10 protein-coding genes and 1 riboswitch are annotated in these 12,445 nt (G+C 50.1%); all 10 genes read left to right on the top strand.

Features of this window, described 5'->3' with window-relative positions; all coding sequences use genetic code 11:
- Positions 1-10 precede the first annotated feature (10 nt).
- Positions 11-1,543 (top strand): RagB/SusD family nutrient uptake outer membrane protein, encoded by a 1,533-nt coding sequence (locus BMX82_RS07645; protein WP_091767575.1) that lies wholly within the window; start codon positions 11-13, stop codon positions 1,541-1,543.
- A gap of 34 nt (positions 1,544-1,577) precedes the next feature.
- Positions 1,578-3,494: a hypothetical protein gene (locus BMX82_RS07650; RefSeq protein WP_091767578.1), complete on the top strand. Its 1,917-nt coding sequence runs from the start codon at positions 1,578-1,580 to the stop codon at positions 3,492-3,494.
- Between the two features lie 24 nt (positions 3,495-3,518).
- Positions 3,519-4,601 (top strand): family 16 glycosylhydrolase, encoded by a 1,083-nt coding sequence (locus BMX82_RS07655; RefSeq protein ID WP_036910451.1) that lies wholly within the window; start codon positions 3,519-3,521, stop codon positions 4,599-4,601.
- Between the two features lie 6 nt (positions 4,602-4,607).
- Positions 4,608-5,855 carry a glycoside hydrolase family 5 protein gene (locus BMX82_RS07660; RefSeq protein ID WP_091767581.1) on the top strand — a complete coding sequence of 416 codons (1,248 nt, stop codon included), beginning with the start codon at positions 4,608-4,610 and terminating at the stop codon, positions 5,853-5,855.
- Positions 5,856-5,883: 28 nt separating this feature from the next.
- On the top strand, positions 5,884-8,157 hold the full coding sequence (locus BMX82_RS07665; RefSeq protein WP_410524412.1) for a glycoside hydrolase family 3 C-terminal domain-containing protein: 2,274 nt from the start codon (positions 5,884-5,886) through the stop codon (positions 8,155-8,157).
- Between the two features lie 182 nt (positions 8,158-8,339).
- A riboswitch (TPP riboswitch) is annotated at positions 8,340-8,442 on the top strand.
- Entirely contained in the window at positions 8,429-8,626 is a 198-nt protein-coding gene (gene thiS, locus BMX82_RS07670; protein WP_036910272.1) for a sulfur carrier protein ThiS, read from the top strand. (Overlaps the previous riboswitch by 14 nt.)
- Positions 8,627-8,631: 5 nt before the next feature.
- Positions 8,632-9,252: a thiamine phosphate synthase gene (locus tag BMX82_RS07675; RefSeq protein ID WP_410524409.1), complete on the top strand. Its 621-nt coding sequence runs from the start codon at positions 8,632-8,634 to the stop codon at positions 9,250-9,252.
- Positions 9,245-10,018, top strand: a complete 774-nt coding sequence (locus BMX82_RS07680) for a thiazole synthase (protein WP_091767586.1) — start codon at positions 9,245-9,247, stop codon at positions 10,016-10,018. The genes BMX82_RS07675 and BMX82_RS07680 overlap by 8 nt, the downstream gene beginning before the upstream one ends.
- 27 nt (positions 10,019-10,045) lie before the next feature.
- Entirely contained in the window at positions 10,046-11,632 is a 1,587-nt protein-coding gene (gene thiC / locus BMX82_RS07685) for a phosphomethylpyrimidine synthase ThiC (protein WP_091767588.1), read from the top strand.
- Between the two features lie 6 nt (positions 11,633-11,638).
- Positions 11,639-12,439, top strand: coding sequence for a HesA/MoeB/ThiF family protein (locus tag BMX82_RS07690; protein ID WP_091767591.1), 801 nt, complete (start codon positions 11,639-11,641; stop codon positions 12,437-12,439).
- The last annotated feature ends 6 nt before the right edge of the window (positions 12,440-12,445 follow it).

Below are 12,445 nucleotides of genomic sequence, written 5' to 3' on the forward strand. Positions count from 1 at the left end.
AGATAAAATTATGAATACAAAGATATATAGAATATTGTGCGCTGGAGTGGTTGCAGTATCGCTTTCTGCTTGTAGCGACGATTTCCTGGAAGTACAGAATCCTACTGGAGAACCTCTGGAGGAATATTATATGACTGATGAGCATTTGAACGAGGCATGTACCTCGGCCTATGCTCCACTGCACTGGCCCGACTGGGACGGAACAGCCTATAACGACCTGACTTGCGATGCCGAGATTATGGGCGATGACTTTTGGGTAGGTGGTTCAAGTATCAGCGACAACCAGCACTGGCATAAGCTCTTCAACTTTGAGGGTGACGGCAATAACACATTGGGTACACTCTGGGGCGACTTCTATAGCGGCATCAAACGCTGTAACGATGTCATCAAATACTGCTCATGGGGCGGTGGTAACGAGAAGAACCGCACTTCATATGAGATGCAGGCCCGACTGCTCCGCGTGTACTATTATAATATCTTGTGGCATTACTATGGTAATGTACCCTTCTATCTGGAGAACCTGAGCGAGCCTTATACTGCTCCGCAGATGACTGCCGACGAAATCTACGCACAGTTGCTGCCAGAACTTGAGGAGATCATCAAATCGAACGTTCTGCCTATGCGTTGGGATGCTGCCAACGAAGGTCGCGTATCTCAGGCGATGGCCTACATGCTTTATGCCGAGATGGTGATGTATCAGAACGATTCTGCCCGCTATCCCACAGCTTTGGGTTATATGAAGCAGATTATCGGTGACTCTCAATACGCACTGAATCCTGATTTTAAGGATTTGTTCGACGAAAGTGGTGAGATGTGCTCAGAGAGCATCTTCGAGATTACCTACGATGACGACAACGCACAGCGCGATTGGGGTACATCTATGCACGCTGGTGGTACCGTATTCCCAACACTCTGCTCACCTAACGGTTGGGCAGGTGGCGATGGATGGGACAGCGGCAACGACGGCTGGGGATTCCTGCCCATGCGACTTGAGGCTTACAACATGTATGCTGATAACGACAAGCGTCGCGATGTAACCTGCTGGGATGTTCGTGGCTATACCTACACTGAGCGTTATCAGGATACGCACATCTGGCATGGTAAGTATCGTCCACAGAGCGCTAACAATCAGGATTGTCCTACCTCAAAGAATCTGAATTACAACAACAATAAACGCATCTATCGTTATGCGGAGACCCTGCTGAACGCTGCAGAACTGTTGCTGCAGACTGGTGGCAGTGCTGCTGAGGCTGCAGGTTATGTAAACGAGGTCCGCGCACGTGCCGGACTGGCCAATCTGGCTAGCGTATCTATCGACGACGTGTTGAATGAGCGCCACTTGGAGTTCTGTGGCGAAGGTAAGCGCTACTTCGACTTGGTACGTGCCGAGGGTATCAGCGGTGCTACCGAGAAGGCTACCGTAAAACTCGTACCCGACAGTTATGGTTATCGCACTAACTCGTGGACACCCAATAAGAAGCATATTCCTCTCTCACAGAGCGAGCTTGATGCTGACCCCACACTTGTGCAGAATAACTATTAAAAGTAAAAAGGTAAAATACTAAAAAGCAAAAGATATGAAAACGAATATATATAATAAGGTTAAAGGACTTGTAAAGGCTTCACCTTTTTACCTTTTACCTTTATTCACCGCCTGTTCGCCCGAGAGTTTCGATGGCGCAGACCCCAATGGTATTCCGTCAGTAAACGGTGTCGACTTTAATATCACCGTCGATCAGGAGACCAACCAGATGATTGCTACTTATACCCCGCAGGCTGGTACTTATCCTGTGTGGATCCTTAATGGTAATAGCTATTCTACACTGCAGGAGGTTGGTTATCAGAATCCTGAAGCAGGCACTTATACCATCGATCTGAAGCTGGGTAACCGTAATGGTTTCAGCCAGGGCGTTGTCAGCAAGACCTTCACATTCAATGATACAAAGGTCGACTATAGTGCCGATTTCCGTAAGATTACTGGTAAGGAGTGGCGCATCGCCAATAAGGAAGTGGCTCACATGGGTTGTGGTCCTGCTGGTACTGATGGTGCTGGCTGGTGGTCGGCACAGCCAGACGATAAAAAGGACTTCGGTGTCTACGATGACCGCATCACTTTTACTGCCGACACCCGAAAGGGGGGTACGTACACCTATAGCGCAGGTGAGGATGGTAAAACCTATGTGAATACAGGTACCACCAAATGGGGCTCAGAGGCTGCTGACTTCGATGCAACCATTGGCGATCAGACATCTACTTGGAGCTTTGAAGTTTACGACTGGGAGGATGCTGATGGCAATATCACCAAGCAAACCTACATTCAGCTTGCTGACAACACCGCATTCCCCTATATCTCCAGCGATGCTCAGTATGAGAATCCAAAGTTCCGTATCGAGAGTCTGACCGCTAAGAAAATGGTGTTGGTCTACGATGCTCCCGACCGATCTATTGCCTGGCGTTTCATTCTGATTAATGGTGAAAACGAATCAGAGAACGATAAGCCTAAAGATGTGATGGATTGGGACTACGCCTCTTCAGCCAACCTTTGGAAGGCTGTTGATGAAGGCACTGTTGCTAGTGAGATGGGGTACTATTTCGCCGACGACAGCTGGAGTCCGATTTCTTATGCAGAGGCAACTCACAAAGGCGATGCTTATGAGCTAACACTCCCTGAAGGTTTGGGCGGCAGCCAGTGGCAAGGGCAGTATCACATCGATACTAAACTCACGGCTTCGGCTTCAAAGACCTATAACTTCTATCTCGTGATGGAGTCTGATCAGGATCTGCCTGGTGTTACTTTCAAACTTACCGATGCTGGCGACAGCAACTTCTTTATCGAGGAGCGTAACGACGTGGAGGGTGGCACACCGTTCATCCTGAAGCGTGAGGGCCTCACTCTGAAGGAAGGTGCTGATGCTTCCGCCATCCGTTTGTTCTTTGACTTCGGAGGTTCTCCTGCAGGTGCACATATTAAGATTAGTAATATCTACTTTGAGGAGGCTGTCAGCATGAACTACGATGATGCCGACAACCTGTGGAAGAGTGTCGACGAGGGTTCGGTTAAAAGCAAGTTCGGCTATTGGTTTGCCGATGACAGTTGGACACAGATCCCCAACGATGAGTGTAAGCATATCGGTGATACCTACGAGATTAAACTTCCCGAGGGTATTGGCAGTAGTCAGTGGCAGGGTCAGTTCCATATCGATACAGAACTTACGGCAAGTGCTGCGAAACAGTACAACTTCAAGATGGTTGTTGAGGCCGACAACGATTGCCCAGGTGTAACCATCAAGCTCACCGACGCAGGTGATACGAACTTCTTCTGTGAGGGACGTCACGACATCAAGGCCGACGAGCCTTTCACCTTCACCCTGAAGAATGCAACGCTGAAAGAAGGTGCCGATGCGTCAGCCATCCGTCTGTTCTTCGACTTTGGAGGCTCACCTGCAGGAACCAATGTCAAGATCAGTAAAATCATCTTTAAAGAAGCAAAGTAAAGAAGTGATAAAGTGAGAAAATTCATGCTGAGTTATTTAATGATCTCTCTTGCTGCAGTCCTGATGGGCTGCAGCGGGGGAGACGATACCCCCGACCCCGTAGTGCCTGTTATCACCACCTCAGTGGAGACCGTCAATGCTCCAGCCGTTGGAGGTGTCTACGATATTACCGTCACTACGACTGGTCAGGAGTGGGGGGCGTATGCCGAAGGGGATTTTGTGAAGGCTAACGTCCGGTATTCGTCTAATTCGGTGGTCGTTACCATCGATAGTAATCCTAATACCACAGAACGCACAGGTCGTGTTATCATCATGTCGGGCACAGCCCGCAAGACAGTCAGTATCACCCAGGCTGCTGCCGAGAAACCAGCCTATAATGCTCCAGACGGCTATACTCTGGTGTGGCAGGATGAGTTTGAGTCGGGTTCGGAGCTGAATGCAGCAGACTGGACCCACGAGGTGAAGAACTCTGGCTGGGTGAATCACGAGTTACAGAACTACGTGAATCATAAGACACCTGATGGCGCACTTGTTACTCAGGTGAAAAACGGTACCCTGCGTATCACGGCTTTGAAAGAAAATGGAAAGATATATTCTGGTCGTGTGTATGCCAAGGTAAAGCAGGGTTGGACCTACGGCTATATTGAAGCCAGCATCAAACTGCCAAAGGGTAAGGGAACATGGCCTGCCTTTTGGATGATGCCCGTCAACTTCAAGTCATGGCCAGCAGATGGCGAGATTGATATCATGGAAGAGGTCGGTTATCATCCAGACTACGTATCGTCGAGTCTCCACGCAAACGCTCACGTTCACTCGAACAACACCCAGGTGACCCACGAGATGAAGTGCCCAGGTGCTGAGGGCGAGTTTCACACCTATGCCATACTCTGGACAGCTAAGAATATCACCACTTATGTGGATGGAAATGTGCAGCTGAACTACGACAACCGTGGATTTGGCCGTGACGATTGGCCCTACGATGATCCATTCTATGTCATTTTCAACCTCGCGTGGGGTGGTGACTGGGGTGGTGCCCAAGGCGTCGACGAGAGTGCACTGCCTGCCACCATGGAGGTAGACTACATCCGCGTGTTCCAGAAGAAATAATCATATATGAAGAAATATTTCCTATACCTTGTCGTGCTTTTATTAGCTGCCTGCACCGCAGGCGGCGGGCATAAGGGAACTGCTGGTTTTGTAACCATTCAAGGCCATGACCTGATTAAACCCAATGGCGAAAAATTGTTCATTCAGGGTACAAATCTGGGCAATTGGTTGAACCCAGAGGGTTATATGTTCGGATTTGGACGAACCAATTCGGCATGGATGATCGACCTTCTGTTTAAGGAGGCCGTTGGTCCTGACTTCACAGCCGAATTCTGGCAGCAGTTCAAGGATAACTACGTTACTCGTGCCGACATCGACTTTATTGCCAGTCAGGGTGCCAATACCATCCGACTGCCGTTCAACTACAAGCTTTTCACCGACGAAGACTATATGGGACAAACTGGTCAGAAAGACGGCTATGAACGCATCGATTCTGTCGTGAGCTGGTGCAAGGCTAACGGTCTGTATCTCATTCTTGATATGCACGACTGTCCAGGTGGACAGACAGGCGATAATATTGACGATGGTTATGGCTATCCTTGGATATATGAAAGTGAACCGTCACAGCAACTTTTCTGTCAGATATGGCAGAAGATAGCCTGCCGTTATAAGAACGAGACCACCATCCTTGGTTATGAATTGATGAACGAACCTATTGCTCACTATTTCGAGAACAAAGATACGCTCTATCACCTTCTCCACCCCCTTTATAAACGCTGTGTTGAGGCCATCCGTACGGTCGACGAGAATCATATCATCCTATTGGGTGGTGCCCATTGGAACAGCTTCTTCTGGATGCTCAACGATACCAGCTATGACGACAAACTGATGTATACCTGTCATCGCTATGGCGGTCCGGCAACCAAAGAGGCTATCAACCACTACATCAATTTCCGCGACTCAGTCAATCGCCCGATGTATATGGGTGAGTTTGGCCATAACACCATGGAGTGGCAGAGCGACTTCGTCAAAGTGCTGAAAGAGGCGAATATCGGCTACACATTCTGGCCTTATAAAAAGGTAGACAACTCGTGTATGATGGGTATCCAGCGCCCTGAGGGTTGGGATAGTATCGTTGTGAAATACGCTGAGACATCGCGTAATACCTATCAGGAGTGGCGCGAGGCGCGTCCCAACCAAGCCCAGTTCCGTCAGTTGCTGAAGCAGTTTGCCGAGAATTGCCGTTTGGAGAACTGCAAGTCGCAAACGGAATACATCCAGAGCATGGGCATGAAGGAAAAAGAAAATAAGTAAAAAAGCAAAAGAAATGAGGATAAATTTCATGTCGAAATCCGTGTTTAAGGAAATAGGATGGGTAAAGGTCTTGCCTTTTTACCTTTTTACCTTTTTACCTTTCGCAAATTCGCAGAGTATACCCGTGTATCTTGACGATACGAAACCTGTTGAGCAACGTATTGACGATGCTCTAACTCGTATGACGCTTGACGAGAAAATTGCTGTAATCCATGCGCAGTCAAAGTTCTCCAGCCCTGGCGTGAAACGTCTTGGATTTCCTGACCTTTGGACCGATGACGGTCCTCATGGTGTTCGTCCCGATGTGCTTTGGGATGAGTGGGAACAGGCAGGCCAGACCAATGACTCGTGCGTAGCCTTTCCTGCGCTTACATGTCTGGCTGCCACTTGGAATCCGTTGATGGCTCGTCTCTATGGAGAGAGCTTGGGTGAAGAGGCTCTCTATCGTGGCAAAGCCATGATCCTGGGTCCTGGCGTGAACATCTACCGCACCCCGCTGGGTGGTCGTAACTTCGAGTATATGGGTGAAGATCCATGGCTGGCCTCTCGTATGGTGGTACCTTATATTCAGGGTCTCCAATCGAAAGGGGTGGCTGCATGCGTCAAGCATTATGCACTAAACAACGACGAAGAGTACCGTCATCAGGTTAATGTTATCGTCAGTGAGCGTGCTCTCCACGAGATTTATCTGCCTGCCTTCAAAGCAGCCGTTACCGAGGCTGGCACATGGGGTATTATGGGCGCCTACAACCTTTATAAAAACCAACACAACTGTCATAATAGCATTCTGCTGAATAAGATTCTGAAACAGGATTGGTGTTACGATGGTGTGGTAGTCAGTGATTGGGGTGGATGTCATGACACCGACGAGGCTGTCACTAATGGACTCGACCTCGAGTTCGGTTCGTGGACCGATGGTCTGACCATGGGGGCTACCAATGCCTATGATAGTTATTACCTTGCTCTGCCCTATAAGAAACTTATACAGGAAGGTAAATACAATATGAAAGAACTCGACGAGAAAGTACGTCGTGTCCTTCGTCTGTTCTATCGCACCACGATGAACCGCCACAAGCCATATGGCTTCCTCTGTTCTGAGAGCCATTATAATGCTGCTCTGAAGATAGCCCAGGAGGGTGTAGTACTGTTGAAAAACGATCCTGTTAAAAATGGTAAGACCAGACAACCTCTGTTACCACTCCAGAGACCTGAGCGTATTCTTGTGGTGGGCGAAAACGCCATCAAGATGATGACTGTAGGTGGAGGCTCCTCTTCGCTGAAGGTACAGCGTGAGATTTTGCCACTTGATGGTATCCGTGAGCGTTTCAAAAGTAGTCAGATAGACTTTGCCCGTGGCTATGTAGGTGATACCATTCAGAGTTATAATGGTGTGACCGTCGGTCGTTCACTCTACGAGACGCGTCCTGCCGATGAGCTTATTGCTGAAGCGGTTGACAAAGCCCGTCAGGCTGATGTCGTGATTATCTTCGGTGGTCTTAATAAGAGCAATTATCAGGACTGTGAAGGGCACGACCGTCAACAATATGGTCTGCCTTATGCTCAGGATCGTCTTATTGAGGCTCTGGCTGCCGCCAATAAGCGTCTTGTTTATGTTAATATCAGTGGTAATGGTGTCGCCATGCCTTGGCTGTCTAAGGTGCCCGCTGTCGTTCAGGGCTGGTTTATCGGCTCCGAGGCTGGTGAGGCCATCGCTAGTGTGCTTGCAGGTGATGTGAATCCCTCTGGTAAGTTACCCTTTACTTGGTATGACAGTCTGGAGCAGTGTGGCGCTCATGCGCTCAATGCGTTTCCTGGCACGTGGCGCGAGGGTCATCAGATTATAGATGAGACATATAAGGAAGATATCTATGTCGGTTATCGCTGGACTGACAAGCAGAAAGTGAAACCTCTCTTTCCTTTTGGACATGGTTTGAGTTACACTACATTTAAGTTGGGAAAACTCACTGCTAACAAGCTGCAGATAGCTGCTGACGACGAGATTACCTTCACCATTCCTGTCACCAATACGGGCCGTCGGGCTGGTGCAGAGACTCTGCAGTTATATATCAACGATAGACAAGCCAGTGTCGATCGCCCTATTAAGGAACTCAAGGCCTTCCAGAAGGTGTTCCTTCAGCCAGGCGAGACACAGCAGGTAAGTCTTACCATCGACAAGCGTGCGCTGAGTTTCTACGATGAGAGCAACTCTAGGTGGACGGCCGAACCAGGTCTGTTCGAAGCTCTTGTCGGTACGTCGTCCGACTGTCTTCCTGCCCGTTGTACTTTTGAGTTGAAAATGTAATGATAAGTTAGTATGATAAATTGGTTATATAGTTGATAATAAGTAGTAAGAAGAAAAGTTTTTAAGTAACCTAATGAGAAAGGCGTGTGCGAGATGCATGTGCCTTTTTTTTGTGTTCGTAAACAAAAAGTAGGCTGATTATTTGTTTGAAAGGAAAAATATGCTTACTTTTGCAGCGCAAAAATAAATATTCGGGGTGCTGAGGCATGTGCCAAAGCTGAGAAAATACCCATAGAACCTGATACGGGTAATGCCGTCGGAGGAATGCAATATGAAAGTAACGATTAACAACAAAGAACACGAGACGCAAGCCAAAACTGTATCCGAGCTTGCCGCCCAATTGCAGTTGCCCGCCAAAGGTGTGGCAATAGCCATCGATAATGAGTTGAAACCACGCACATCTTGGGATGCCACCATCCTACAAGAGGGCGCCAGTATCACTATTATCAAAGCTGCATGCGGGGGGTAAGGATGATGTTACAGTTTATTTCTCACTACACCGAAAAGTATAGCTACTTGGACAGCATCACCCTTGCCTTGCAGGGTGGGTGCCGATGGATACAGCTACGCATGAAGGATGCTACCGACGACGAGGTGCGCCCCATTGCGATAGAAGCCCAGCAGCTATGCCAGAAGTTTGGCGCTACATTTGTTATCGACGATCGCGTGGCACTGGTAAAGGAGCTGCATGCCGATGGTGTGCACCTGGGTAAGAACGATATGCCCATCAGCGAGGCACGCCGGTTGTTAGGTACCGATTATATCATAGGTGGAACGGCTAACACGTTCGAGGATGTGAAGAGCCACTATGAGTCGGGGGCCGATTATATCGGTTGTGGGCCCTACCGATTTACCACCACCAAGCAGAAGCTGTCGCCTGTATTAGGGCTGGATGGCTACCGCAGGATTATTATCGAGATGCGTGCGGCACATATCGATATACCCATTGTGGCTATCGGTGGCATTACCCAGGCTGATATTCCAGCCATACTGGCCACTGGTATCACAGGCATAGCGCTGAGTGGCACTGTGCTGCGCGCCGCAAATCCCATAGATGAAATGAAACACTTAATAAGCATTGTCAATCATGAGTAAATTAGTTATTGCAGGACGAGAGTTTGGCTCTCGTTTGTTTTTGGGCACAGGCAAGTTTAATAACAATGCGCTGATGGCCCAGGCTATCGAGGCTTCGGGATCGGAGATGGTTACCGTAGCCATGAAACGTGTGGAACTCGACGATAAGAACGACGATCTGTTGACACACATCACCCAGAATCCCAAAATCCAGTTGCTGCCCAACACATCGGGTGTACGTAATGCCGAAGAGGCAGTGTTTGCAGCCCAGATGGCCCGCGAGGCTTTCGGCACCAACTGGCTGAAGCTGGAGATACACCCCGACCCGCGCTACTTGTTGCCCGACTCGGTAGAGACGCTGAAAGCCACCGAGCAGTTGGTAAAGCTGGGTTTTGTGGTGCTGCCTTACTGTCAGGCCGACCCCACACTGTGCAAGCACCTGGAAGAGGCTGGTGCAGCTACGGTGATGCCGCTGGCAGCTCCTATCGGTACCAATAAGGGTTTGAGAATGAAGGATTTCCTGCAGATTATCATCGAGCAGGCCACGGTGCCTGTGGTGGTTGATGCAGGTATCGGTGCCCCCAGTCATGCTGCCGAGGCGATGGAGATGGGTGCCGACTGTGTGCTGGTGAATACCGCTATTGCCGTGGCAGGCGATCCTGTAGCGATGGCAGATGCTTTCCGACAGGCAGTGATTGCAGGGCGCCAGGCTTACGAGGCTGGTCTTGGAGCCATTGCCGATTGCGCCGAAGCTTCGAGTCCACTCACGGCGTTCCTGAATGTTTAGAGTTTAAGAATTGAAGAATTGAAGAGTATGATCAATGATCACAAAGCTTACGCACAGCGTGAGAAAGCATATATGCAGGGAACGATTTACCCTGATGTAAAGGTGGGTATGACCAAGGTGAACCTGACACCAACGGTGACGAAGGATGCCGACGGCAAAACCTACGTAGAGAAGAACGAACCAGTGTATATCTACGATACCAGCGGTCCTTATACCGACCCCAACTATACGGTTGACCTGAAGAAGGGACTGCCACCCATGCGCCAGCAGTGGATAGCCGACCGTGCTCAGAAGGGGCAGGGCATCACCCAGATGGCGTGTGCCAAGGTAGGCATCATCACGCCAGAGATGGAGTATGTGGCCATTCGCGAAAACATGAACTGCGAGGCATTAGGTATCGAGAGTCATATCACCCCCGAATACGTACGTCAGGAGGTGGCACGTGGACGTGCGGTGATTCCTGCTAACATCCATCACCCTGAGAGTGAACCGATGATTATCGGACGCAACTTTGCGGTGAAAATCAATACCAATATAGGTAATTCGGCCACGACATCGAGCATCGATGAGGAGGTGGACAAGGCCGTATGGTCGTGCAAGTGGGGTGGCGATACGCTGATGGACCTTTCGACGGGAAATAACATTCACGAAACCCGCGAGTGGATTCTGCGCAACTGCCCTGTACCCGTAGGTACCGTGCCCATCTATCAGGCTTTGGAAAAGGTAGAAGGCAAGGTTGAAGACCTGACTTGGGAGGTGTATCGCGACACGCTGATAGAGCAGTGCGAGCAGGGTGTGGATTATTTTACCATCCATGCCGGTATCCGTCGCCACAACGTGCATCTGGCCGATAGTCGTTTGTGCGGCATCGTGAGTCGTGGCGGTAGCATCATGAGCAAATGGTGCCTGCTGCATGATAAGGAGAGTTTCCTGTATGAGCACTTTGATGATATCTGCGATATTGTGGCTAAGTACGATGTAGCCCTGTCGCTGGGTGATGGTTTGCGCCCTGGCTGTACTGCCGATGCCAACGATGCCGCCCAGTTTGCCGAACTCGACACCATGGGCGAGCTGGTGGTTCGTGCCTGGGAAAAGAATGTGCAGGCCTTTATCGAGGGCCCCGGCCATGTGCCCATGCAAAAAATCAAGGAGAATATGGAGCGCCAGTTGGAGAAGTGTCACGAGGCACCTTTCTATACCCTCGGCCCCATTGTCACCGATATCGCCCCTGGTTACGATCATATCACCAGTGCCATCGGCGGTGCACAGATAGCCTGGCTGGGAACTGCCATGCTCTGCTACGTAACTCCTAAGGAGCACTTGGCACTGCCCAATAAGGATGATGTGCGTGCTGGTATCATTGCCTATAAGATAGCTGCCCATGCTGCCGACTTGGCTAAGGGGCACCCCGGTGCTTGCATTCGCGACAACGCGCTGTCGAAGGCTCGCTTTGAGTTCCGCTGGCGCGACCAGTTCCACCTGTCGTTAGACCCCGAACTGGCGCTGCAGTACTTTACAGAGGCAGGTCATACTGATGGCGAATACTGTACCATGTGTGGACCAAACTTCTGCGCAGCGAAGTTAACTCACGATTTGAGGAAGATTAAACATTAAACTTTGATGGAACTCAGTCGTGAACAATGTAGGCGTTATAATCGCCACTTGATACTGGAAGGTTTTGGTGCCGAGGCACAAAGCAAGTTGCTGCAGGCCAAGGTGCTGCTGGTGGGTGCAGGCGGCTTAGGCTCGCCTGTGGCCCTGTATCTGGCAGCAGCTGGTGTGGGCACTATTGGTGTGGTGGATGGCGATACCGTGAGTATCACCAACCTGCAGCGCCAGGTGCTGCACAGCACTCCCGATGTGGGGCGCCCCAAGGTGGATGTGGCCAAGGAACGCATGCAGGCTATCAACCCCGATGTGCATGTGGAGACCTACGAATACTATCTGAGCGAGGCCAATGCCATGGAGCTGATAGAGCCCTACGATTTTGTGATCGACGGTACCGACAACTTTGCCCCCAAGTATCTGGTAAACGATGCCTGTGTGATGCTGGGCAAGGCCTTTACCATGGGTGGTATCAGCAAATATAGCGGACAGCTGATGACCCACGTGCCCGGTTCGGCCTGCTACCGTTGCTTGTTCCCCGAGCCCCCTGCCAAGCAGGATGTGGAGACCTGCGCCATGGTGGGCGTGTTAGGTTCGATAGCCGGCATGTTAGGTACTGTGCAGGCCACCGAGTGCTTGAAATACTTAGCTGGGGTGGGCCAGTTGCTCACCAACAGTATGCTTACCTTCGATGCCCTCAGCATGCAGTGGCAGCGCTTCGACTTTGGCAAGCGTGAAAGCTGCGAACTCTGTGGCACTCATCCTTCGATACACCAGTTGAAGGAGTATGCTTTCAAACCCTGTAAATCAAAATAAACGAAA

This window comes from Prevotella sp. khp7 (assembly GCF_900109055.1).
Taxonomy (GTDB): domain Bacteria; phylum Bacteroidota; class Bacteroidia; order Bacteroidales; family Bacteroidaceae; genus Prevotella.